20 protein-coding genes are annotated in these 24,098 nt (G+C 59.6%); 7 read left to right on the plus strand and 13 right to left on the minus strand.

Annotated elements, in window-relative coordinates; translation table 11 throughout:
• Window positions 1-117: 117 nt before the first annotated feature.
• The 3 genes from D3Z90_RS03205 (at window position 118) to D3Z90_RS03215 (ending at window position 2,227) form a co-directional block, all read left to right on the plus strand.
• The gene (locus D3Z90_RS03205) at window positions 118-687 is read left to right on the plus strand and encodes a GNAT family N-acetyltransferase (protein WP_136474378.1); all 570 of its coding nucleotides are present in this window, start codon (window positions 118-120) and stop codon (window positions 685-687) included.
• A 77-nt stretch (window positions 688-764) separates the two neighbouring features.
• The gene (gene tesB, locus D3Z90_RS03210; protein ID WP_136474379.1) at window positions 765-1,634 is read left to right on the plus strand and encodes an acyl-CoA thioesterase II; all 870 of its coding nucleotides are present in this window, start codon (window positions 765-767) and stop codon (window positions 1,632-1,634) included.
• A complete protein-coding gene (locus D3Z90_RS03215; RefSeq protein WP_136474380.1) occupies window positions 1,631-2,227 on the plus strand; it encodes an HAD family hydrolase in 597 nt (198 codons plus the stop codon). Before tesB ends, D3Z90_RS03215 begins: the two co-directional genes overlap by 4 nt.
• A 23-nt stretch (window positions 2,228-2,250) precedes the next feature.
• Here D3Z90_RS03215 and D3Z90_RS03220 read toward each other — a convergent pair whose 3' ends face one another.
• From D3Z90_RS03220 to D3Z90_RS03230, 3 genes are all read right to left on the minus strand, one after another.
• Entirely contained in the window at window positions 2,251-4,719 is a 2,469-nt protein-coding gene (locus D3Z90_RS03220) for a TonB-dependent receptor (RefSeq protein ID WP_136474381.1), read from the minus strand.
• A 104-nt stretch (window positions 4,720-4,823) separates the two neighbouring features.
• Window positions 4,824-5,771 carry a FecR domain-containing protein gene (locus D3Z90_RS03225; protein ID WP_136474382.1) on the minus strand — a complete coding sequence of 316 codons (948 nt, stop codon included), beginning with the start codon at window positions 5,769-5,771 and terminating at the stop codon, window positions 4,824-4,826.
• The gene (locus tag D3Z90_RS03230) at window positions 5,772-6,272 is read right to left on the minus strand and encodes a sigma-70 family RNA polymerase sigma factor (protein ID WP_136474383.1); all 501 of its coding nucleotides are present in this window, start codon (window positions 6,270-6,272) and stop codon (window positions 5,772-5,774) included.
• Window positions 6,273-6,413: 141 nt separating this feature from the next.
• Between D3Z90_RS03230 and D3Z90_RS03235 the strand changes: the two genes are divergently transcribed.
• Complete coding sequence (locus tag D3Z90_RS03235) at window positions 6,414-7,424, plus strand: NAD(P)-dependent alcohol dehydrogenase (RefSeq protein WP_136474384.1); 1,011 nt, start codon at window positions 6,414-6,416, stop codon at window positions 7,422-7,424.
• Window positions 7,425-7,697: 273 nt separating this feature from the next.
• A complete protein-coding gene (locus tag D3Z90_RS03240; protein WP_136474385.1) occupies window positions 7,698-8,951 on the plus strand; it encodes an amino acid permease in 1,254 nt (417 codons plus the stop codon).
• 4 nt (window positions 8,952-8,955) lie between these two features.
• Here the strand turns inward: D3Z90_RS03240 and D3Z90_RS03245 are convergent, their stop codons facing one another.
• The 6 genes from D3Z90_RS03245 to hutC all read right to left on the minus strand — a co-directional run bounded on the left by D3Z90_RS03245 (window position 8,956) and on the right by hutC (window position 16,307).
• A complete protein-coding gene (locus tag D3Z90_RS03245; RefSeq protein WP_136474386.1) occupies window positions 8,956-9,570 on the minus strand; it encodes a TetR/AcrR family transcriptional regulator in 615 nt (204 codons plus the stop codon).
• 73 nt (window positions 9,571-9,643) lie between these two features.
• Window positions 9,644-11,071, minus strand: a complete 1,428-nt coding sequence (locus tag D3Z90_RS03250) for a cytosine permease (RefSeq protein WP_136474387.1) — start codon at window positions 11,069-11,071, stop codon at window positions 9,644-9,646.
• A gap of 95 nt (window positions 11,072-11,166) precedes the next feature.
• The gene (locus D3Z90_RS03255) at window positions 11,167-12,309 is read right to left on the minus strand and encodes an acyl-CoA dehydrogenase family protein (protein WP_136474388.1); all 1,143 of its coding nucleotides are present in this window, start codon (window positions 12,307-12,309) and stop codon (window positions 11,167-11,169) included.
• Complete coding sequence (locus D3Z90_RS03260; RefSeq protein ID WP_136474389.1) at window positions 12,299-13,465, minus strand: CaiB/BaiF CoA-transferase family protein; 1,167 nt, start codon at window positions 13,463-13,465, stop codon at window positions 12,299-12,301. The genes D3Z90_RS03255 and D3Z90_RS03260 overlap by 11 nt, the downstream gene beginning before the upstream one ends.
• Before the next feature lie 24 nt (window positions 13,466-13,489).
• Entirely contained in the window at window positions 13,490-15,166 is a 1,677-nt protein-coding gene (hutU, locus tag D3Z90_RS03265) for a urocanate hydratase (protein WP_136474390.1), read from the minus strand.
• 388 nt (window positions 15,167-15,554) lie between these two features.
• Entirely contained in the window at window positions 15,555-16,307 is a 753-nt protein-coding gene (hutC, locus tag D3Z90_RS03270; RefSeq protein ID WP_136474391.1) for a histidine utilization repressor, read from the minus strand.
• A 382-nt stretch (window positions 16,308-16,689) separates the two neighbouring features.
• Here hutC and D3Z90_RS03275 point away from each other — a divergent pair, with 382 nt between their 5' ends.
• Window positions 16,690-18,120, plus strand: a complete 1,431-nt coding sequence (locus D3Z90_RS03275) for an amino acid permease (RefSeq protein WP_203482739.1) — start codon at window positions 16,690-16,692, stop codon at window positions 18,118-18,120.
• Between the two features lie 100 nt (window positions 18,121-18,220).
• Here D3Z90_RS03275 and D3Z90_RS03280 read toward each other — a convergent pair whose 3' ends face one another.
• Together D3Z90_RS03280 and D3Z90_RS03285 are read right to left on the minus strand one after the other, a co-directional pair.
• Window positions 18,221-19,948 (minus strand): cobalamin biosynthesis protein CobT, encoded by a 1,728-nt coding sequence (locus tag D3Z90_RS03280; RefSeq protein WP_136474392.1) that lies wholly within the window; start codon window positions 19,946-19,948, stop codon window positions 18,221-18,223.
• A gap of 16 nt (window positions 19,949-19,964) precedes the next feature.
• The gene (locus D3Z90_RS03285) at window positions 19,965-20,945 is read right to left on the minus strand and encodes a MoxR family ATPase (protein ID WP_136474393.1); all 981 of its coding nucleotides are present in this window, start codon (window positions 20,943-20,945) and stop codon (window positions 19,965-19,967) included.
• A gap of 157 nt (window positions 20,946-21,102) precedes the next feature.
• Between D3Z90_RS03285 and D3Z90_RS03290 the strand changes: the two genes are divergently transcribed.
• Window positions 21,103-21,411: a hypothetical protein gene (locus D3Z90_RS03290; protein WP_256658317.1), complete on the plus strand. Its 309-nt coding sequence runs from the start codon at window positions 21,103-21,105 to the stop codon at window positions 21,409-21,411.
• 88 nt (window positions 21,412-21,499) lie between these two features.
• Here D3Z90_RS03290 and D3Z90_RS03295 read toward each other — a convergent pair whose 3' ends face one another.
• On the minus strand, window positions 21,500-22,633 hold the full coding sequence (locus tag D3Z90_RS03295; protein ID WP_136474394.1) for an aminotransferase class V-fold PLP-dependent enzyme: 1,134 nt from the start codon (window positions 22,631-22,633) through the stop codon (window positions 21,500-21,502).
• 87 nt (window positions 22,634-22,720) lie between these two features.
• Window positions 22,721-24,040: an MFS transporter gene (locus D3Z90_RS03300; RefSeq protein WP_136474395.1), complete on the minus strand. Its 1,320-nt coding sequence runs from the start codon at window positions 24,038-24,040 to the stop codon at window positions 22,721-22,723.
• Between the last annotated feature and the right edge of the window lie 58 nt (window positions 24,041-24,098).

Here is a 24,098-nt window from a genome sequence, read left to right on the forward strand (position 1 = left end):
GACAGTGATGGTTCAGGCCATGGCTGTCGAGACTGCGAATTTTTTTCTGCATGATCGCCCTGCTTTTTTGAATCTGCCTACTCTGTAAACTGCAGGTGACGTATTCAGGAGCTGGCAATGACCCCCATTCTCGAACTGGAAAGCGCGCGACTCGTGCTGCGCCAATGGCAGGACGATGACCTCGCCGAGTTCGCCGCCATGTGTGCCGACCCTCAGGTGATGCGCTATTTTCCTGCCCCGCTGACGCGCGTGGAAAGCGCGGCGCTGATTGGGCGTATTCGTGGGCATTTCAATGAGTACGGCTTCGGCTTGTGGGCGTTGGAGCGCAAGGACTCGGGGGCCTTCATCGGCATGACCGGCCTGCTCAATGTCAGTTTCGATGCTCACTTCACCCCAGCGGTGGAAATCGGCTGGCGTCTGGCCCGGCGCCATTGGGGGTTGGGATTTGCCAGTGAGGCAGCCTGGACCAGCTTGCGCTGTGCATTTGCCCAGTTGGATTTGCAGCAAGTGGTGTCGTTCACCACCGAAAGCAATTTGCCGTCACAGAAGGTCATGCAGGCGATCGGCATGCAACACGACATTGATGGCCATTTCCTTCACCCCAAGCTTCCCGAGTTTCATCCACTGCGCCCCCATGTGCTGTACCGCATCAGTCGTGCCCAGTGGCAACAGACCCTGCGCGGCTGAATTGCACAACATACGGGGCGGCTATGACAAACCCTGTATCATTTGTCGCAGTTGCGCATCGCTTTGGAGAATCTTGAATGAGCCACGTGTTGGACGATCTGGTCGACCTGTTGAGTCTGGAAGCTATCGAGGAAAACCTGTTCCGCGGACGGAGCCAGGACTTGGGCTTTCGTCAGTTGTACGGTGGCCAGGTACTGGGTCAGTCGTTGTCGGCGGCCAGTCAGACGGTCGAAGAAGCACGCCATGTGCACTCGTTGCACGGCTATTTCCTGCGTCCTGGAGATGCGGCGATGCCGGTGGTCTACTCGGTAGATCGCGTGCGTGATGGCGGCAGCTTCAGTACTCGGCGGGTGACGGCTATTCAGAAAGGTCAGCCGATTTTCACCTGCAGCGCTTCCTTCCAGTATGACGAAGAAGGCTTTGAGCATCAGACACCGATGCCGACCGTGGTTGGCCCGGAGAATCTGCCCTCGGAGGTGGAGTTGTTCAAGCGCATGGCCGATCGCCTGCCTGAGTCGATTCGCGACAAGATGCTCTGCGCCAAACCCATCGAGATGCGTCCGGTTACTGAAGAAGATCCGTTCGATCCCAAGCCGGGTGATCCGGTCAAGTACATCTGGTTCCGTGCCGACGGCACCCTGCCGGATGTACCGGCGTTACACAAATACATGCTCGCCTATGCCTCGGACTTCGGTCTGTTGACGACGTCGTTGCTGCCTCATGGCAAATCGGTGTGGCAGAAAGATATGCAGATCGCCAGCCTCGATCATTCGTTGTGGTTTCACGGCAATCTCAGGGCTGACGAGTGGCTGCTGTATGCCATGGACAGTCCCTGGGCGGGCAATGCGCGTGGCTTTTCCCGGGGCAGCATCTTCAATCAGGCTGGGCAATTGGTTGCCTCGTCCTGCCAGGAAGGTTTGATTCGCCATCGCAAGGACTGGGCATGAGCCTGACAGCTATCCGCCATTGGGTCTTCGACATGGACGGCACCTTGACCGTTGCCGTGCATGACTTCGCCGCGATTCGCGAAGCCCTGGAGATTCCGCCGAGCGACGACATTCTCACTCACCTGGCGGCGCTGCCTGCCGCCGAGGCCGCAGCCAAACACGCTTGGTTGCTCGAGCACGAGCGTGACCTGGCCATCGGTTCGCAGGCGGCAGTGGGTGCCGTGGAGCTGGTGCGCGAGCTTGCCGGGCGCGGCTTCCAGTTGGGTATCCTTACCCGCAATGCGCGTGAACTGGCCCATGTAACGCTGCAAGCCATTGGCCTGGCTGACTGCTTTGCCGAGCAGTATGTGCTTGGGCGTGACGAGGCGCCGCCCAAGCCACACCCAGGTGGCCTGCTGAAGCTGGCCGAGGCCTGGAATGTGGCGCCAAGCGAGATGGTCATGGTGGGCGACTACCGTTTCGATCTCGATTGCGGTCGGGCTGCGGGTTCGCGAACCATCCTGGTCAACCTGCCGGACAACCCCTGGCCGGAGTTGACCGACTGGCATGCGGCTGACTGCCGGGCGCTGCAGGCGTTGTTGCGTCAGGGCTGAGGCTCGGCACGGTTGCTGGGGCTTTAGAAGTCCCAGCGCGTCGTCAGCATTACATTGCGCGGCTCGCCATAGTAGGTCGTGTCAAAGTTGCCCAGCCCACTCAGGTAGCGTTTGTCAAAGACGTTGTTGGCATTGACGGTGAAGCTCAGGTGTTCGTCGTACTGGTAGCGGGTCATCAGGTCGACAAGGGTGTAGCCACCTTGTTTGATATAGGTGTAGTCCTGGGCCGCATAGCTATAGATCTTGCCGTAGAACGCGCTTTGCCAGTTCACCCCGCCACCCACGGTGACTTTGTCCAATACGCCTGGCAGGCGGTAGGTGCTGAACACGCGCACCAGGTGTTCAGGCTTGCTGGTGCTCATCGGGAAGCCGTAGACGTGTTGCTCGTCCGCGTCCCGGGAGCGGGCATAGGTGTAGCCGGCCGAGAGGTTCCAGCCCTCCATCAGTTCGCCCGCCAGCTCCAGTTCCACACCTTTGGTAGTAACACCGCTGGTGGACTTGTAGATACCTTCGCCGGTTTGTGGGTTGGTGCCGATGGACTCGGCGATGTTGTCCTGTTCAATACGGAACACTGCCAGGCTGGCGTTGAGCCTGCCGTCGAAATAGGCCGCCTTCAGGCCCGCTTCATAACTATCGCCTTCGACCGGATCGAGAGTTGCGCCGTTGCTGTCCTTGTTGCTTTGCGGCTGATAGATCGAGGTGTAGCTGGTGTATACCGAGTAGGTGTCGTCCAGGTCATACACAACGCCCGCGTAGGGTGTGACCACGCCGTGTTGCTTGTAGCTGGTCGAACTGTCCGCGAAAATCGGATTCAAGCCATCGTAGTCATAGTTGTCGCTGTACTTGAACGTACTGACCCGGGTGCCGAGGATTACCGAAAGGTCATCTGTCGGGCGCAGGCGGGTAGCGATGTAAGCACCGTTCTGGCTCTTTTTCTGCTCGTACTTACCGTTCTTGGGGAAGTCAGGCACGGCGAGGTCGCCGTTCCATTCAAAGATACTGCCCGGTACAAGACCGCCGCCGCTGGTATCCCACGTAGCGCCGGTCTGGCGCGAGTTGGAGGTGCTGAAGCCGACCACCAGGTCGTGTTGACGCTCGAACAGTGAGAAGGGGCCGGAAACGTTCACGTCAGCGCTGTTCTGCACCCGGTGGCCTTCCCAGCGCCCCCAGATGATACCCATGCCGTTGCCGGCGCGATCTGGAGAGCCGAAGGCGGATGCCAGGCGCGTGTCGTGGTCGCTCTGCAGTTGGTTGACACTGAACTTGAGCGACCAGTCGTTGGCCAGTGCCTGTTCCAGCGAGGCGAAGTAGGTGCGATTGTCGAAGTCCCGACGGCTCCAATCGGCACCGGTGTTCAACGAACGCGGAAAATCAGTCCGACCGCCATCGGTGTAGTACACCGGGTTGCCGGTCCATGATGTACCACGCGGGGTGGTGGTTTGCTGGTCGATGCCAACGGTCAGCAGTGTGTCGGGCGTAATGTCGGCTTCAAGAATGCCGTAGTACACCTCTTTCTTTTGCTGGTAGTGATCCTGGTAGCCGTTCTTGTCCTGCTTTGCACCGACGAAGCGGCCACGCAGGGTGCCAGTGCTGTTCAGCGGGCCGGAAACATCGCCTTCGCCGCGGTAGTTGTCCCAACTGCCAGCACTGCCGGTGAGCGAGGCCTGAAACTCTGCGGTGGGTTTTTTGCGAATCAGGTTGACCGTAGCAGAGGGATCGCCGGAGCCCGTCATCAGGCCGGTGGCACCCTTGAGCACCTCGACCCGGTCGTAGATAGCCATGTCGACATGCGCCGTGCCCTCGCCATACACGCCGTCGTAAATGGTGTTGACGCCGTCGTACTGATAGTTGGTGATCACCAGGCCGCGGCTGGTGAACTCGACCCGGTCGCTGTCGTAGGTCTGGGCGGAGACGCCGGGGGTATTGTTGAGGACGTCGGCGATGCTCTGGGCACCTTGGTCATCCATCATTTGCCGGGTGACGACGGTGATTGTCTGCGGCGTTTCGCGAATCGACAGCGGCAGCTTGGTGGCGGTACGGGAGGCGGCAGTGGTGTAGGAGCCGGTGTTTTCCGTGGTTTCACCCAACAGTTGGCCGTTGATACTGGTCGCCCCCAGTTCCAGTGCCTTGCCATTGCTGACCGGCACCAATACATAACCGCCGTTGCTTTGACGTTGAGCTTGCAGGCCGCTGCCCTGTAGCAGGCGCGCCAGGCCTTCTTCCACCGAGTAGTTGCCTTGCAGACCGGCCGATTGCTTGCCCTGTGTCTGGCGCGCATCGAACGACAGGGTGATGTTGGTGAAGGTGGCGAACAAACTCAGGTTTGTGCCCAGCGCCCCCGGCGCAATCTGAAAGTTCTTGCTGGTGCTCTGTGCCATGGCTTGGGTAGGTATCAGCGCCAACATTGGCAGTGGCGCCAGGGTCAGGCCAAACAACGCCAGGTGTACGGCGCGAACCAGAGGGCGGGGCGCCCGGGGGCAAGTACGGGACATGCAGGTTTCCTTCGATTGGCGGGGCAGAGTGGCAGCTGAATTTGCTGCTTTAACTGCGTAGCCGAATGAGAATGAAAATCGGAAACCCCGATAAAGATTTTTTTTCAGGCCGGTTCGATGCTGACCCAATAGCGCGTCAAGTAGCGCACCTGAACAGGCAGGGAGGCACTGAGGTTTTCCAGGATGGTGTCGCTGTCGTCGATGCGAAAGGCCCCGGACAAACGCAGGTTGGCAATGCTGTCGGCGCAGCGCAGCACGCCCGGTCGGTAGCGCCGCAGCTCGCTGACAAAGTCGGCCAGCCGCCACTCGATCACCGTCAGCATTCCCTGGGTCCAGGCGCCAGTGCCTGGGGCTGCCAGGTGGGCTGCGCTGAGGTTGTGCCGGTCGAAGCTTGCTGCCTGCCCGGCTTCAAGACGCAACATGAGCAAGGGGTTATCCATTGGCCGGATTTCCACTGCATGCTCGAAGACGCTCACTTCACTTTTGCCATTGTCGCTGCGCACGCTGAACCGTGTGCCCAGCGCGCGCACGCGACCTTCGGCGGTTTGTACCGCGAAGGGGCGGGCACCCGGATCGCTCGCTGTTTGCACCATGATTTCGCCTTGGTGCAGACGCAACAAACGCTGTTGGCCGTCGTAGAGGATATCCACCGCGCTGTCGCTGTTGAGATGCAACTGGCTGCCATCACTGAGCCTGACCTGGCGCCGTTGTCCTTTTCCGGTTCGCAGTTCGGCCATCAGCGCCTGGCCAGGCGTGCTTTCGTGCACGGCCCAACCGGTAGCGCCAACGGCCATGAGCATGGCCAGGGTTTTAATGACTGCGCGGCGACGTGCGCGTACACCGTTCAGTGTCGGCATGGCGATATCGGCGGGAAGGCTGCCGAACTGGCGCTGCAGTTTTTCTACCCGCGCCCAGGCCTGAGCATGGGCCTGGCTTTTACCCAGCCATTCTTGCCAGGCCTGCAGCTGGGCGTCATTGGGCTGCCCGGCGTTGAGTTGCACGTACCAGGTGGCCGCGGCTTCCAGGGTGCGGTAATCCAGGGAGTGAGCCATTCAGTCGTCCGTCAGCAGCAGGCAATGGGTCATGGCGCGGATCAGGTGCTTTTTGACGGTAGTGACCGAAACGCCTACACGCTCGGCGGTGGCTACATAGTTCAGGCCCTCGAGTTGCACCGCGAGGAAAATACGTCGAGTGCGCTCGCCCATGCCATCGAGCAGTGTGTCCACAGCGACCAGGGTCTCGAGGATCAGCAGGCGGGTTTCCGGTGAGTCGGCCAGGCGCTCCGGGCGGTTGGCCAGCTCGGCAAGATAGGCCTGCTCCAAGGCTTTGCGCCGGAACTTATCGATCATGAGGGCATGGGCAATGGCGCCCAAATAGCTTCGCGGCTCGCGGATGGTCTGAGCATTACGCGCGGTCAGCACCCGGATGAACGTGTCCTGGGCGAGGTCAGCGGCATCGCTGGCGTTGCCCAGGCGTGAGCATAACCAGCTTTTCAGCCAGCCATGGTGTTCGCTATAGAGCGTATGCAAAGCACTATGATCGGGAGCGGACATAAACGGCAACTAACGTAGTAACTGATAATTACTCGCATTATTGTAGTTTGTCTGAATATTTCGCAAGAGCTGATGCTTGACCGGTTTGCAGTCCAGGCCAAGACTGGTCAGCTACTTACCCGGTTCTATCAGGAGGTTCGCATGACCAGCAAGGCCATTTATGTGCAGGCGGGCGGCGGTTACGACAAGGTTCAGGTCGGCACCTGCGAGGCAGCAGCGCCCGCGGCTGGCGAGATTACCGTGCGGCTGCACGCCAACTCGCTCAACTATCACGACTTTGCCGTTGTCAGTGGCATGTGGGGTCCGAGCGAATCGCGCATTCCAATGGCCGATGGTGCCGGTGTGGTGACTGCAGTCGGCGCTGGGGTCAGTGAATTTGCCGTGGGCGACAGCGTGGTCAGTACCTTCTTTCCAGATTGGCTGGACGGTCAGCCCCTGGTAGAAGGTTTCGCCACGGTGCCGGGTGATGGCATCGACGGTTATGCCCGCGAACAGGTTACCGCGCGCGCAACTTCGTTTACCCATGCCCCCAAGGGTTACAGCCATGCCGAGGCGGCGACCCTGACCACTGCAGGGCTGACTGCCTGGCGGGCGCTGATGGCCGATGATTCGCTCAAGCCGGGCGACACCGTGTTGGTGCAGGGCACCGGTGGTGTTTCAATTTTCGCGCTGCAATTTGCCAAACTGGCTGGAGCCACTGTAATTGCCACCTCGTCCAGCGACGAGAAGCTCGAACGCCTCAAGGCGATGGGCGCCGACCACCTGATCAACTACCGCAAGACGCCTGCCTGGGGTGAAACAGTGCGCCAGCTCACGGGCAATCGGGGGGTTGATCACGTAATAGAAGTGGGCGGTCCGGCCACGCTCGAGCAGTCGATGATCGCTGCGCGTATCGGCGGGCATATTTCGTTGATCGGTATTCTCACAGGCGTCGCCGGGCAGTTGCCGTTGGTTCAGGCACTGGTGCGCCAGATTCGACTGCAAGGGGTATTGGTTGGCAGCCGGGCGCAGCAACAGGCGATGGTGCGCGCAATCGATGCCAATGGCTTGCGTCCCATCATCGACAAGACGTTTGCTTTGGAGCAGATCGTCGATGCGTTCCGTTACCAGGAAAGTAACCAGCATTTCGGCAAGATTTGTCTGGAATTCTGATCGCTATTTGCAGCGAGGCGGCCCGACCTTGGTCGGGCTTGACCTCCGCACGGTACCGTTCGTAACCGCTAACTATCTGCTTTCCAAGCCTTTTTACGAAACTTCGTATCACACTCTTTCGCATAGGGTGAATGTTATTTCGAACACCTTGTGTGATATTTTGCCCGCCGCTCGAGAATTCCATGGCGCAGTGCTCAGTGTTAATCGCTGAGCCTGTGACGCATCGCTTCAGGTGCATCCGGTAATAAATATAAATACGCAGTGAGTGTGATCATGAGTGCAAAACCCAACACCGCCTTCGGCGGTGCTGCCCCGTCCGTGGCCGAATCATCGGGCCTGGAGGTCAAGCGTCTGACCTTCGTAGAGGCCGTCGCCATGATTGTGGGCACCAACATCGGTGCTGGCGTGCTTTCAATGGCCTACGCCAGTCGCCTGGCAGGTTACTTGCCACTGTTGCTGTGGCTGGCCGTTGCCGGTGTCTTCACCACTATTTCCATGCTTTACGTTTCCGAAACCACCCTGCGTACCCGCAGCCATCACCAGTTGAGTGGCCTGGCGCAACGCTACGTGGGCTCTTTCGGCGCCTGGGCAATTTTTCTGTCGGTGGCGGTCAACAGTATTGGTGCGCTGACTGCTTATATGAGCGGTAGCGGCAGGATCCTCAGCGAGTTCTTTGGCATCAGTCCGGCGCTGGGTAGCCTGCTGTTCTTCCTTCCTGCAGCGTTCGTGCTGTACCTGGGCCTGAAGGCAATCGGCAAGGGTGAAAAGTTCATCAGTATCGGTATGGTGTCGATGACCCTGGTGCTGGTGATTGCCACACTGATCAATGAAAAAACCGATTTCGCCAACCTGTTCGAAGGCAGCTGGATCTACATGATCCCGGTGTTCAACATTGCCGTGTTCTGCTTTTCGGCGCAGTACGTGGTACCGGAAATGGCCCGCGGCTTCAGCCACGCACCCAAGCGCCTGCCGGTTGCGGTGATTACCGGAATGGTGATCACTTTTGTTCTGCTGGCTATCGTTCCGATGTCGGTGATTGCCCTCAATGGCCTGGAAAACCAGACCGAAGTGGCCACCCTGGCCTGGGGCCAAGCGCTGGGACAATGGGCGTTCTACACTGCCAACACCTTTGCGTTGTGCGCCATGATGACCTCCTATTGGGGCCTTGGCGGCAGCTTCCTGACCAACATCTTCGACAAGTTCAAAAGCCTGGGTTCGGAAAGCAATCCCAAGAACCGCTTGTTGGTACTTGCCATTGTTTGCGTGCCGCCGTTTATTCTGGCCTACAGCGGCATGGTCGGCTTTGTGAACGCGTTGTACTTCGCCGGTGTGTTCAGCGGCGTGATCTTGTCGATCATGCCAATCCTGATGCTGCGCTCGGCGCGCAAGAACGGTGACATCGTTCCGGCCTGGCAGTGTGGCTGGATCGCTCACCCTGTGATTCAGGTGATGGTAGTTTTCCTGTACCTGTGCAGCATGGCCTATGCGATTGCCAGCGCATTGGGCTGGTTGCCGGGCGGCTGGTAAGACTTTATGTGCGAGCAGTGGTATTGCTGCTGCTCGCAATGATGCTCATCGCACAACGGGTGAGCACCTCTGTCAGCTGCTGTTCGCCAACCTGAGTATCGTTCCACTGCGATTGGCCGTAGAGCATGCCAATGACCGCATTGGTGATGAGGCTGATATCGCCGTCGGGCTTGCCGCGCTGTTGGTACTCCGTGGCGATCGTTGCGCTTAGCAGGGCGTAATACTCACTGCGCAGTCTGTTGGCCTGTTGCTTGTGGTCTTCGCTGAGGTTCACGAACTCTCGCGTCACCAATATCAACCTGTACTGCTCATTCAAGTTGAAGGTGACGAACGCTTGAACAAAGCGTCGTACCCGCTCGTACGTGGTGCTCGCACCTTTCATGCGCCGCTTGGTATCGGCCAGCAAGTCCGCCAGGGCTGTTTCAATCAACTCATAGAGCAGGCTCTGCTTGTTTTCGATGTGATGGTACAGCGAGCCTGCATGCAGGCCGACATAGCTGGCCAGGTCGCGCAGGCCAATTGCTTGAAAACCACGGGTTGCGAACAGCTCGATGGACGCATCCAGCAAACGGTCTCGGGCGCTGAATGGCGTACTGGCTGACACGGCGGCTGCGAGCATGTTGAACCCCTCGGTAAACAACAACGTTCAATGCAAGGGTGGCTGTTGCCGGCCACCCTTGCGTCTTCCTGATTCAGCCCGGACTGTGTTCCTGCGGCAGAATCAGTCGCTCGGGAATGCGCTGCACGGCACTTCGCGCCACCAGGTAGTACACCAGGGCAGGCACTGTGAGACCGATCAGCCACGAAATATCCGTACCCCCCAATACCTCGACCAATGGGCCGGTGTAGAAGCTGGTAGCGATGAATGGCAGCTGAATCAACACACCCAAGGCATAGATCACGATACCTGCGATGTTCCACCGTCCGTATCGTCCATCTGGATCAGAAAGCGCCGGAATGTCGTAACGCTCTTTGGTCACCAGGTAGAAGTCGACCAGGTTGATCGCACTCCACGGTGTGAAGAAGGCCAGCAAAAACAGGATGAACGCAGAGAAGTCGTGCAGGAACGAATGCCGTCCCAGCAGCGCCAGGGCAGTTGCCAGTCCCACCATGAACAGGATGTAGACGGTGCGCAGGCCGCGGGATATTTCCTGGTTGCCGCGAAAACCACTGACGATGGTGGCCAATGACATGAAGCTGCCATAGGCATTGAGCGTGGTGATGGTCACCTTGCCGAATACGATGCTGAAGAACAGCAGCGAAGCCACCACGCCGCTGGCGCCCATGCCGACGATGTAGGCGACTTCATGGCCGGCAAACTGATCACCGGCAAGCGCTGCGACGAACACACCGAAGACCATTGAGATCTGTGTACCGATCACCGAGCCCAGGCCTACGGCGAGAAACGTCTTCAAGGTCGAGGTGTTTCTCGGCAAGTAGCGGGAATAGTCAGCCACGTAAGGACCGAAAGCGATCTGCCAGGATGCAGACAACGAAATCGCCAAGAGAAAGCTGCTCAGGGAGAAGCGCCGGTTGGCGAGCAGTTCGCCGATGTCATGGACAGACAACAGGCGGTAAAAGAGGTAGAAAAACGCTACCACCCCGATCACGCTCGACAGCCGCCCGATCCAGTGGATGGTGCGATACCCCAGCACCGTCAGTACCACGATCAGTGCGGCAAAAATCAGAATGCCCGTTGCGTCACTGACATTGACCAGTTGGCCGATGGCCTGACCTGCCAGCACCGAGCCACTGGCGGAGAAGCCAACGTACATCATGCACACCAGCACTATCGGTATCACAGCCCCATAGACTCCGAACTGGACGCGGCTGGAGATCATTTGCGGCAGTCCCAACTGCGGGCCTTGAGCCGCATGCAGCGCCATGATCGCGCCACCGAGCAATTGCCCGATGAGCAGGCCGATCAATGACCAGAACACGTCGCCACCGAGCACCACGGCGAGGGCTCCGGTGACGATAGCGGTGACTTGCAGGTTAGCCCCGAACCAGAGGGTGAACTGGCTGAGCAGCCGACCATGGCGCTCGGCGTCGGGGATGTAATCGATGGAACGCCGTTCTATATACGTCTTGCGCTGCGCACTTTCTTTGGAGGCGGACATGGCGATTCCTCTCAGGTGTCGTTCGATACGACAACCTTCTGGAGTTTCAACATTAAGGAAGGGGCCTATGGGACAGGCCCCGGTTATTCGCTTGGTTAGCGGTGGGCGTCGAGCAAACTGCGTGAAATGATGATTTTCTGCACTTCCGAGGTCCCTTCGAAAATCCGCAGGATTCGGGCGTCGCGGACATAGCGCTCAAGCGGCAAGTCACGGATGTAGCCGTAGCCGCCGTGTAGCTGCAGCGCAGCGTCGGTGACGAAGCCTGCACATTCGGCGGCAACCAGTTTGGCGGTCGCCGAATCCAGGCTGAAACGCTCGCCGCTGTCGCGGCGGGCAGCGGCTTTCCAGGTGAGCATGCGTGCGCCTTCCAGCTGTGCGTACATATCCGCCAGACGCCATTGGGTGCCTTGGTAGGCAGCCAGTGGTTTTGGCCCGATCTGCCGTTCGCGCACCCAGTTCAAGCTCGCCTGCAGGGCCGCGTTGGCGATGCCCAGCGACATGGCTGCGACTTCCACTCGACCGCGGTCGAGCACGGCCATCGCGGTGCTGAAACCAGCGCCTTCCTCACCCAGCAAGGCCGACTCGGGCAGCCAGCAATCCAGTGCCAGTTCGTAGATCGTGCTGCCGCGCAGGCCCATGGTCTTTTCCGGGCTGGAAAAGCTGATACCTGCGGTACCTTGGGGAATCATGAAGGCGCTGATGCCCTTGTGTCCGGCGTCTGCATCGGTTTTGGCGTACAGCACGATGAAGCCAGCTTCACGGGCGTTGGTGATGTAGTGCTTGCTGCCGCGTATGCGCCAGCCGCCGTCTTCGCGTTGCGCACGGCAACGCATGTCGGCGGGGTTGGAACCGGCAGCCGGCTCGGTCAGTGCAAATGCGCCGAGCAATTCGCCGCTGGCGGCGCGTGGCAGCCACTCCTGCTTCTGCGCCTCGCTGGCGCCGATCAGGATCGAGTCGGTGGCCAGAAAGTGCGCGGTCAAGGCTGATGCAGTCGAGGCGCAAGCGCCGGCCACCGCTTCGACCACACGGCTCATGGCCAGGCTACCAATTCCCAGGCCGCCATATTGCTCGGGCAAATTGATGCCCATGCCGCCGAGTTCGCCCAGTGCCTGCAGGCTTTCGGCGCAGAAGGTTTCGGTTTCGTCGTAGTGTTGGGCGCGTGGTTGAATAACTTCGCGCGCCAGCTTCTCAGCCGATTCGACCACCGCCTGTTCGACCTGGTCCAGTTCAAAGTTCATGGGAGAGCTCCTGTTTCTGTAGTCCGAACGCCAGGTTGTCGGCACCCAGGCGCGGGGCGAGGGTGGTGGCGTGAGGTTTGTGGCCGTTGAAGAAAACCGGTTGTGGTACCAGCGGCAGTGCTGAACCTTCGGGCCGAATCAGCAGTTGGCGAACCTGCGCCTGCTCGCTTTCGGCAGCTTGAGCCAGGGTCCACACCGGAGACGACGGCACACCGGCATCGAGGAGAATGTCGCAAACCTGCTCGACGCTCAGTTGGCGGGTCCAGGCTTCGATTGCACGGCGCAGCGCTGGCTCGTTCAAGGTGCGTTGTGGGTCTGTGGCGAAGCGCTCATCGCTGGCGAGTTCAGGGGTGTTCATGCACTGGCAGAGGCGCTGGAACAGCTTGTTGCTTGCGACCGCGATCACTACCAGGCCGTCGGCAGCGCGGTAGGTATCAAAGGGTGTCGAGACCGGATGGCGGTTACCCACCAGTCCTGGTGTTACGCCGTTGGCGAACAACCCGGACAGGCCGGTCATCTGCAGGCTGAACAGCACGTCGAACATGGCGACGTCGATGTATTGGGCCCCAGGTGCATGACGCTCACGAGCAAAAAGCGCGGAGCTGATTGCCCAGGCGGCATACACGCCGGCGCACAAGTCACCGATGGACTCGCCGCTGCGGGTCGGGCCTGTTGCGGCAAAACCGGTGACGCTCATCAGTCCGGACATTGCCTGGGCGACAATGTCGTAGGCCGGGTTGCTCGACAGCGGGCCGTGCTGACCGAAGCCGGAGATGCTCGCGTAAATCAGCTTCGGGTTGTATTGCTTGAGGGTGTCGAAATCGATGCCCAGGCGTTGGGTTACGCCGGGGCGGAAGTTCTCGACGACGACGTCGGCGTCACGCACCAGCTCATACAGGCGGGCACGCTCGGCACTGTCCTTGAAGTCGATCTCGACACTGCGTTTGCCTCGGTTGATCAGGCCGAAGTAGACACTCTCTCCGTCTTTGAACGGGCCCAGATGACGGCTGTCATCACCGTGCCCGGGCACTTCGAACTTGATCACCTCGGCGCCAAGGTCCGCAAGCATTGCGGTGCAATGCGGGCCGGCCAGAACGCGACTCAGGTCGAGCACGCGCACGCCGTGGAGCTGTTGGGTGAATGGGCTGCTGGTCATGGTCCAAGCTCCTCGAAAGTGGGGTCAGGCCTTGCTGATCATCGGTAGGTTCAAGCCTTGTTCCTTGGCGCAGTCGATGGCGATCTGGTAACCGGCATCGGCGTGACGCATGACACCGGTGGCCGGGTCGTTGTGCAGGACGCGGGCGATACGCTCGGCCGCTTCGTCGGTACCGTCGCAGACGATGACCATGCCCGAGTGCTGGGAGAAGCCCATGCCCACGCCACCACCGTGGTGCAGCGAAACCCAGGTCGCGCCACTGGCGGTGTTGAGCAGGGCGTTGAGCAGCGGCCAGTCGGAGACCGCATCGGAGCCGTCCTGCATGGCTTCGGTTTCGCGGTTAGGGCTGGCCACCGAACCCGAATCGAGGTGGTCGCGACCGATGACGATCGGCGCCGACAGCTCGCCGCTGCGCACCATTTCGTTGAACGCCAGGCCAAGCTTGGCGCGCAGGCCCAGGCCTACCCAGCAGATACGCGCTGGCAGACCCTGGAAGCTGATGCGCTCGCGGGCCATGTCCAGCCAGTTGTGCAGGTGGGCATCGTCGGGGATCAGTTCCTTGACCTTGGCGTCGGTCTTGTAGATGTCTTCGGCATTGCCCGACAGCGCGGCCCAGCGGAACGGACCGATACCCCGGCAGAACAGCGGACGGATGTAGGCCGGTACGAAGCCTGGGAAGTCGAAGGCATTGCTGACGCCTTCTTCCTTGGCCATCTGGCGGATGTTGTTGCCGTAGTCGAAGGTCGGCACGCCTTGCTTCTGGAACTCGAGCATGGCTTGGACATGAACGGCCATGGATTGTTTGGCCGCCTTGACCACGGCAGCAGGCTCGGTCTGGGCGCGGTCGCGGTACTGCTCCCAGGTCCAGCCGGCTGGCAGGTAGCCGTTGAGCGGGTCGTGGGCGCTGGTCTGGTCGGTGACCATGTCCGGGCGCACGCCACGCTTGACCAGTTCAGGCAGGATTTCTGCCGCGTTGCCCAGCAGGGCAATGGAGATGGCCTTGCCTTCGGCGGTGTACTGGGCGATACGCGCCAGGGCATCGTCGAGGTCCTTGGCTTGCTCGTCGACATAACGGCTGCTGAGGCGGAAATCGATACGGCTCTGCTGGCATTCGATGTTCAGCGAGCAGGCGCCGGCGAGGGTCGCGGCCAGTGGCTGGGCGCCGCCCATGCCGCCGAGGCCTGCGGTCAGTACCCACTTGCCCTGGAGGCTGCCGTTGTAGTGCTGGCGACCGGCTTCGACGAAGGTTTCGTAGGTGCCCTGGACGATGCCCTGGCTACCGATGTAGATCCAGCTGCCGGCTGTCATCTGGCCGTACATGGCCAGGCCCTTGGCATCCAGTTCGTTGAAGTGCTCCCAGTTGGCCCAGTGAGGCACCAGGTTGGAGTTGGCGATGAGCACGCGCGGGGCGTTGCTGTGGGTCTTGAACACGCCTACCGGCTTGCCCGACTGAACCAGCAGGGTTTCGTCATCGTTGAGGTTGGTCAGGCTCTCGACGATTTTGTCGTAGCACTCCCAGTTACGCGCGGCACGGCCAATGCCACCGTAGACCACCAGCTCTTTCGGGTTCTCGGCAACTTCCGGGTCGAGGTTGTTCATCAGCATGCGCAGGGGCGCTTCGGTCAGCCAGCTTTTGGCGGTAAGCGTGTTGCCGCGTGCTGCGCGGATTTCGACGTCGCGCTTGCGAGTACGGGTGGTCATGGTCATTGCCTCATTCAGCGGTTGGTGAAAGGTGGTCAATCTCATGATGTACATATGAGCTTATACCAACCTGTATGTACAAGTAGGTGCAAGCAAGAGGCCAAAATCAGGTTTTGCAGGAAATGTAAAAGCGTAAAATTCTATAAATTAGTTATAAAACAAAGAGATAGGTTTATTAAGATTTTAGGGGGACGTCACGAGATGCTGAAAAAGTTGTTGCAATTTCAGTGGTTGCGCAGAAAGGCGAGGGAGATTTCGTAACATTTCTGTAGGCTGAAAAAGCGAAATGTCACTTTTCTGCCATTTCAGGCTGCGTCAGTAACAGCGCGAACGCTTGTAATCTGAGGAGGGTTATCGAGCGACAGGCGGGGGTCGCTCGAACCTTGCTTCAGTTGCCGACCTTACCTTCCAGGCGATAGCGCGAACCTGGATAAACCAGGCGTGCACAGCCAACCTGGCCCTTTGCCGCCCAGGTGCGTCGACGAATCAACAGGCACGGCTCGTAGCGCTTGATTTGCAGCAACTTGCATTCGGCGGACTTGGCGTGAATGGACTCGACCACATGTTCGCCTTCAGTCAGTGGTGCCAATTGGATCAGGTAGGCGTATGGGGTGACCTTGGTAAAATCTTGCTCTAGATAAGCCGGCGCTACCTCGGCATTCACGAAGCGCTCTTCTATTTGTACGGGCACTTCGTTTTCGAAATGCACCAGCACCGAGTGGAACAAGCGCGTGATCCCTTCAAGCGGGAAGGGCATCGATGCACGAGCGCGCTCGGGCATTTCTTCGAGCACGATCACTTCGCTGCGATGCTGATGGCCGCGGGCAGCAATTTCATCGGCAATATTGTGAATCTCAAACAGTGCCGCACGGCCCTTGGGCTCCGCGACGAAAGTGCCGACACCCTGCGTACGTACCAATGCGCCCTCAATGGTCAACTCGCGCAGTGCCCGATTGATGGTCATGCGACTCACGCCCAGCACATTCAGCAGTTCGCTTTCCGACGGCAGCTTGGAGTTGGGCAGCCATACGCCGGCGCGAATCTTCTGCATGATGATTTGCTTGACCCGCGCGTACAGCGGCGAGGGGCTTTCGAGCGAGACCGACTCGAGAGATGCATTTTCCTCGTTGGATTTAGGCACGTTGTTTCCTGATGTAAAAAAGAAATTGCTCCGACAAACGTGGAGCGGAGTTTACTCTGCTGTCGCCAATACGCCTATGCGTGCAGGAAGGGGCTCTCTGCGTTGCAGGTAAACCCGCATTTTCGATCCATGAACCTTCTCAATCTGACGTCAGAACATTCCTACTTAACGAGTTGTCAGGATTTCAACGCTTTTTTCGCCTGGGTCCAAACCTCTCGACGTGGCTCCAGCCGCGCTTGGTAATTGGCCCTAAAAAGTTATGCACACCCGGAAGACACTGCGTGAGCAGCCAAATTCGACGCCCGCGATTCGAGGGGGTCGAGGACCGACTGCTTCAAAAAATGCCTTTCAACCTAAAATAATAACGAATGGGGTGAGCAGCATGTCCGTACCTCAACAAACCCAATCAGAAAGTTCCAACGGCGGCCTGCAATCCGGGCTGAAGCAACGTCACATGGCCATGATTGCGCTGGGTGGTGTCATTGGTGCCGGTCTGTTTGTCGGCAGCGGTGTGGTCATCCAGTCGGCAGGGCCTGCAGCGCTGATTTCATTCATGGTCACCGGCGTACTGGTCATCCTGATCATGCGCATGCTCGGCGAAATGGCCTGTGCTTTACCGGCGGTTGGGTCCTTCTACGAATATGCACGCATGGCCTGGGCCGACAGTCCACAGACAAGCCAATTGGCCGGTTTTCTCACCGGTTGGATGTATTGGTACTTCTGGGTAATTGTCGTCGCCGTCGAAGCGGTGGCCGGTGCTTCACTCATTCAGTTTTGGATGCCGGATGTACCGGCCTGGGCCATCAGCTTAGTGCTGATGATAATTCTGACATTCACTAACTTGTGCTCGGTGGCGTCCTTCGGTGAATTCGAGTTCTGGTTTTCTTCGATCAAGGTCGCAGCAATCCTGGTCTTTCTCTTGCTCGGTGGGTTGTATCTGCTTGGCATGTGGCCGACCGAAACCCATCACGGCTTGAGTTCGATGTTGAGCAATGGCGGCTTCATGCCCAACGGCATCGGGCCGGTGTTGACCGGTGCAGTGGCCGCGACCGGGTTCTATTTCGGGGCCGAGATCGTCACCGTGGCTGCTGCAGAGTCCTCCGACCCGGTTCGCTCGGTCGCGCGGGCAACCAATTCGGTGATTACCCGCGTGCTGTTCTTCTACGTCGGGTCGATCCTGCTGGTGGTCACGCTGGTACCGTGGAACTCACCTGCGATGCTCACGCCTTACTCCAGTGCGCTTGCCGCCATGGGCTTCGGTTGGACCGCGCACGTGATGAATGCGATCGTGTTGACGGCAGTGTTGTCTTGCCTCAATTCGGGCATCTACGCGTCTTCGCGCATGCTGTTCGCGTTGACCAAACGCGGTGATGCACCGCGGGGCCTGGCCAAGCTGTCTTCGAAGGGCGTTCCGCGTCGGGCGATCTTTTTCGGTACGCTGTTCGGCTATCTGTCGGTGGTCATGTCGTACGTATCGCCGGACACCATCTTCGCCTTTTTGGTCAACTCCTACGGCACCGTGGCGATCTTCGTCTACGTGTTGATCGCGCTGTCTCAGCTGCGCTTGCGCGCCAAGTTGGAGCGTGAGGCGCCGGAGAAACTCAAAGTGCGGATGTGGTGTTATCCCTACCTGACCTACGTTGCCATCATTGGCATGCTCGGTATCGTCACCGGCATGGCGTTCATACCTGAGCAACGCATGCCGCTGGCATTGGGCGTGGTCAGTCTGGCGATTCTGTTGTTGGCGTTCCTCAGTCGCAGCATCTGGCGGCGGCTCAAAGGCCTGCCGGCAGTTGTACCGGTGAGTAGCTAAGCGTCACACCCCGCTCTCGTGTGTTCGGCCAAACCGTTCAGTGATTGAACGGTTTGGCCGAACACACGAGAGCAGTGGCGCTCTGTTTCGTGATGGGACGTTACGGGTGACCTTTGAGCAAGCGCAGGACTTCATCGAATACCGCGTTGTCCAAGCTACGCGATAGATCCAGCTCAAGGCTGCGGCGATAGTAAGCGCTCAGGTCCAGACCCACGCCAAGGGCGTACAACTCAACATTCCCCTCTTGTTCGATCTGTCGCGCCACTTGTTTGAGGTGCAGGTCGAGGATGTCTTGCTGATTGGTTTGGTGGGTGGCGCTGTCCATCGGACAGCCATCGCTGATGACGATCAGGATGCGTCGCCGGGCTTCGCGCTGCAGCAGCCGCTGACGTGCCCAGAGAAGCGCTTCACCATCGATGCCTTCGCGAAAAAGATCAGATTTGAGCAATGCGGCAATGCTTGGTCGGGCGCGACGCCACGACGTTTCGGCATTCTTGTAGACCACATGACTCAGCTCGTTGAGCCTGCCCGGATTGGCTGGCTGACCCAGGGCGCGCCAGCGCTTCAACGGACGTCCGCCGTTCCATTGGCCAGTGGTGAAACCCAGGATTTCACTGCGAGCCCCCGCCAATTCCAATGCGCGAGAAAAGGCGTCAGCCAGCAAGGCGATGCTTTCGATATGGTTGCGCATGGAGCCGGAATTGTCGATCAACAGGGTGACCAGGCAATCACTGTGCGGACGCTCCAGCTCGTGGCGAAAAATCTCGCGTTGCTCCGGGCTGATGATCAGCCGACTGAGTCGGCCTGCATCGATCTGCCCTTCGGTTTGGGCAAACGCCCAACCGTCGCGACGAGGCGCAGCCAGCAGGGTACCCAGACGCTTGGCCAGGCGTGGCAGATTGAGGCCCTGAGCCGCCAGGCGACGGTCCAGGCGCTGGCGCAGCTCGCGCAACAGATCGGGGCGCACCAGGCTGGTGGCGTCATGCTCGCAATCGTGCTCGCGGCTGAATACTTGATAGGAAAAGGTGTCGTTGCTGCCGCGTGGATTACCGTGGGTATCGCCGCTGCTGCTGATCTCTCCTTCGCCATCCTGATCCACATCCAATAGCAGTGCGAAGGCCAGATGCACCTTTTCGACGACTTCCGAGGCGTTGCTCTCGTCGTCGCCGAGCCGTTCGGTGTCCAGGTCCTCGATCAACGCCTGTACCTTGGTGGCAATCAGCAGGGCATGCTCAGTGAACGCTGGTTGATCCTGTCGGCAGCGGCGCATCAGACCGAAGGCGGCGCCGAAGTGGCCGAGCAGGCTCAGGCGCGGCGCTTCAATGAGCATTTCCGTTTGTTCACCGGCGCGGCCGCCACACAGCAGAATCCAGCTCATTTGCGCCAGGGTGAACAGCAGCAGACCTATGTGCCCTTCGGTGTGCCCGGCGTCGAGAAACTGCTGGCTCCACTGCTCGAAGCGCCGCAGCATGTTGCGCCGTGCACCGGGATGACAGTCGGCTACCAACGACTCGACGCGCAGTTGCTCAAGTAACTCGAACACCAGGCGGGCGATGGGCTGCGTTGGAAGAACCTGACGCACCAGCGCCTGGTCACTGTGTTTCAGGCGCAGCGCCAAGCTATCTGCCACGCCGCGCCAGGCGAGGCTTTCATCGTGTTCCGGGTTGGGGTGCAGGTGCGGGGCGTGGACCGGAAAGTAGCGTTCCTGGACTTCCAGGCGACCGCCGCGATAGCGCACGCGCCGCTCGCCGGAAAGCGCCCGCAGCGTCGCCGCGCAGAGCTCTTCAAGTTGTTGCTGACGTTTCTCGCGGCGTAGCGGAGGGGTCATGGGGGTCTTCCTGTGTTCAGGCCAGTGCCAGCAAGGGGAACGCCGACTCAGCCAGCTCCTGGTCGAAACAGCGTTGGTAGTATTCGGCGACGATCGGCCGCTCTGCTTCATCGCATTTGTTGAGGAACGACAGGCGGAAGGCCAGCGCCGGGTCGCTGAAAATTTCCATGTTCTCCGCCCAGGAAATTACGCAGCGCGGCGACATCAGCGTCGACAGGTCGCCGCTGGCGAAGCCTTGGCGGGTCAGGTCGGCCACTGCCACCATTTGCCTGAGCAGATCTTCGCCATGGCGGGCGAGCAAATGCGGCACCCGTGCAGCGACGATGGCAACTTCTTCAGCCTGCGGCAGGTAGTTCAGGGTGGCGACAATGTTCCAGCGATCCAGCTGCGCCTGATTGAGCACCTGAGTGCCGTTGTAAAGCCCATTCAAGTTGCCCAGGCCAACGGTGTTGGCGGTGGCGAACAAGCGGAATGAGGGGTGCGGATGGATCACCAGATTCTGGTCGAGCAGATTGAGCTTTCCGTCGCGCTCGAGAATGCGCTGAATGACAAACATGACATCCGGACGGCCAGCGTCGTATTCATCGAAGATCAGCGCCATGGGCCGGCGCAGTGCCCAGGGCAAGATGCCTTCCTGGAACTCGGTGACCTGCTTGCCGTCGCGAAGGACGATGCCGTCTTTGCCGATCAGGTCCAGGCGACTGATGTGTCCGTCCAGGTTGACCCGGGTGCACGGCCAGTTGAGCCTTGCCGCGACCTGTTCGATATGGGTCGACTTGCCGCTGCCGTGCAGGCCTTGCAGCATCACTCGGCGATTACGGGTGAAACCCGCGAGAATCGCCAGGGTGACCTCCGGGTTGAAACGATAGGCCGCGTCGATCTGCGGCACATGTTCGTTGGGCGTGAGGAATGTCGGCACGCGCATGTTGGAATCGATGCCGAACAACTCCCGGACAGGGACCAGGCGGCTGGCAGGTTCGAAGTTCAGATCGGTCATGAATATCGCCTTTGAGGGCCGGAAAGGAAGTCTTGATTCTAGGAGTGGCGCTGGTGCGGGGGAGGGGCCAGTTACCGCAGCTGAATGCGGCCAGTGGTGCCTGGCGCCATGTTCAGGTGAAAACTGGCCCTATGGTCCAGGAACAAGGCGGCTAAGGATGGGTCCGTTAGTCAAGCGCATGGCGGTTGCCGCCGAACAATCTCGAGAGGTCTACCTGATGTCCGCCGTTACCCTGACGATTACCCTGGATCCGCAACTTCTTGAACTGTTTCGCCGTTACCAGGCGCACACCCAGGTCACTCCGGAATATTACGTCGACGAACTGCTGGCGCGGACCCGGCCAACCCTGCAGGCGGTGGTCGAGGCACTGGACGAAGCCGCTGGAGATCCCGAGGCGTTGGCCCAATTGTTTGGGCGCAGGATGGCTAATTTGATGCAGCCGTCGAGTGATCAGGCCAGTGCCTGAAAGCCAATGGTCGACGCCTGTTTGAAGGGCCGGTGAAGCCTGGGCTCGTCAGAAGTTGTTGGCTTCTGCGAGCCTCAGTGAACAGGGGTCAGTGGCCGATGATTTCGTTCAACGCCTGTTCAAGGGTGCTGACCGTGCGCTCGATGTTGTGCAGCTTTTCCAGCCCGAACAGACCAATGCGAAAGGTCTGGAAGTCGGCCGGCTCATCGCATTGCAGCGGCACGCCAGCCGCGATCTGCAGACCGTGGGCGGCAAATTTCTTGCCGGTTTTTATCTCGGCATCGTCGGTGTAGCTGACCACCACGCCGGGGGCCTGGAAGCCGTCTGCGGCCACGCTCTTGATGCCCTTGCTGGTCAACAAGGCGCGAACTCGGTCACCCAGTGCCTGCTGTTCGTCGCGGACCTTGTCGAAGCCGTAGGCTTGGGTTTCTTTCATCACTTCGTTGAAATGCGCCAGGGCATCGCTGGGCATGGTTGCGTGGTAGGCATGCCCGCCCTGTTCGTAGGCCTGCATGATCTGCAGCCATTTCTTCAGGTCACAGGCAAAGCTGCTGCTCTGGGTATGCTCGATGCGCTCGAGGGCCAGGGCGCTGAACATCACCAAGGCGCAGCATGGCGATGCACTCCAGCCTTTTTGCGGCGCACTGATCAGCAGGTCGATCGCGCACCTGTGCATATCGAGCCAGAGCGCGCCCGAGGCGATGCAGTCCACCACGAACAATCCGCCCACGGCATGCACTGCGTCACCGACGGCGCGCAAGTAGTCATCGGGCAGGATAATTCCCGACGATGTCTCGACGTGAGGCGCGAAGACAATCTGCGGTTTGTGCGCCTCGATGGCTGCCAGTACTTCCTCCAGTGGTGGTGGGGCGAAGGCGGCCTGGCGGCCGAGTTCGACCGGTCGGGCCTTGAGCACCGTGGTAGCGGCCGGAATGTTGCCCATCTCCAGAATCTGGCTCCAGCGATAACTGAACCAGCCGTTGCGTATCACCAGGCATTGCTGGCCGCTGGCAAACTGGCGCGCCACCGCTTCCATACCGAACGTGCCGCTGCCGGGTACCACGGCAACAGCCTGGGCGTTGTACACCTGCTTCAAGGTAGTGGAAATGTTGTTCATCACCCCTTGGAACGTCTGCGACATGTGGTTGAGCGAGCGGTCGGTGTAAACCACCGAGTACTCGACCAGCCCCTCGGGATCGATGCTGGGATAAAGCTTTGACATGAGTGACTCCTGCGGCAGAAAAGTCAGCGTAAAGCCCTTCCCGCAATGGGTCGGGCGATGCGCCGAGTGTAGCGGATCAGCTTGTAGTCAGGAGGTGGGGTTGGGCGCAGGACTGAATTCGCTCTTCATCTGTTCGCCTTTGCGCGCGCCGATCCACCAGGCGCAGTAAGCACTGACCGCGCCTGCGAACAGCACATACAAACAGGTCGTCCATGGTTGCCCATCGCTGCTGCGCATCAGCGCGGTGGCGATCATTGGGGTCAGGCCGCTGGCGAAGATGCCGGAGAACTGATAGACGAACGAGATGCCGGTGTAGCGTACCTTGGCGTCGAACAGCTCACAGAACATTGCCGCTTCAGGTCCGTAGATCGCCGCATAGAGAATGCCGAAGGGCACCACGATCGCAATCCACACCATGAACATATCGCCATTGCTGACCATCATCATCCAGAAGGCCGGAAAGGCAGACAGCGCGGTAATCAGCGAGCCCCAGAAGTACACGCGCGTGCGGCCGATACGATCGGACAAGGCGCCGAACATCGGGATGGTGAAGCACATCACCACCGCTGCCACCATTACTCCGATCAATGCTTGGGAGCGTGGCAGGTTGAGCGTCTGGGTCAGGTAGCTGAGTGAGAACACCCCGAAAACATTGAAAAATACGCCATCGATGTAACGTGCGCCCATACCGGCCAGGACGTTTTTCGGGTACCGCTTCATCATGTCCACGAACGGGATGGCGGCTTCGGCATTGGCGGCTTTGACTTTGGCGAACTCGGGGCTTTCCATCACATTCAGACGGATCCAGGTGCCGACGAACACCAGCAAGGCGCTGAGTAGAAATGCGATACGCCAGCCCCAATCGAGAAACTGAGTGTCGCTCAGTACATAGGACAGCAGCCCGACCACGCCGGAGGCCAGGCACAAACCGATGGCCAGGCCAATCTGCGGCAAGCTGGCGTAGAAGCCGCGCTTGTGTTTTGGCGCGTACTCGAAGGCCATCAGCACCGCACCACCCCATTCGCCTCCCAGGCCGATGCCCTGGACGACGCGCAGTACCAGTAGCAGGATCGGCGCCCAGATGCCGATGGTGTTGTAACTGGGCACCAGGCCAATGAGGAAGGTGGCCACGCCCATGATCATCATGGTCATGATCAGCATGCTCTTTCGCCCGATCTTGTCGCCGAAGTGACCGAAAATCACCCCGCCGATCGGGCGGCTGAGAAAGCCTACAGCGAAGGTGCCGTAGGCCAACATGGTGGATACCAGCGGGTCATCGCTCGGAAAGTACAACTGATTGAACACAATGCCGGCGACGACTCCGTAGAGAAAGAAGTCGTACCATTCGATGGTGGCGCCTATCACACTGGCAATAACCACCTTGCGCACAGGGCTGGCCGTGGACATGTCATTGTTCCTATTGTTGTATTTATAAGGAAGGTGAGCGCGTTTGCGCGCTGCCTTG

This window comes from Pseudomonas sp. DG56-2, from assembly GCF_004803755.1.
Classification (GTDB): Bacteria; Pseudomonadota; Gammaproteobacteria; order Pseudomonadales; family Pseudomonadaceae; genus Aquipseudomonas; species Aquipseudomonas auratipiscis.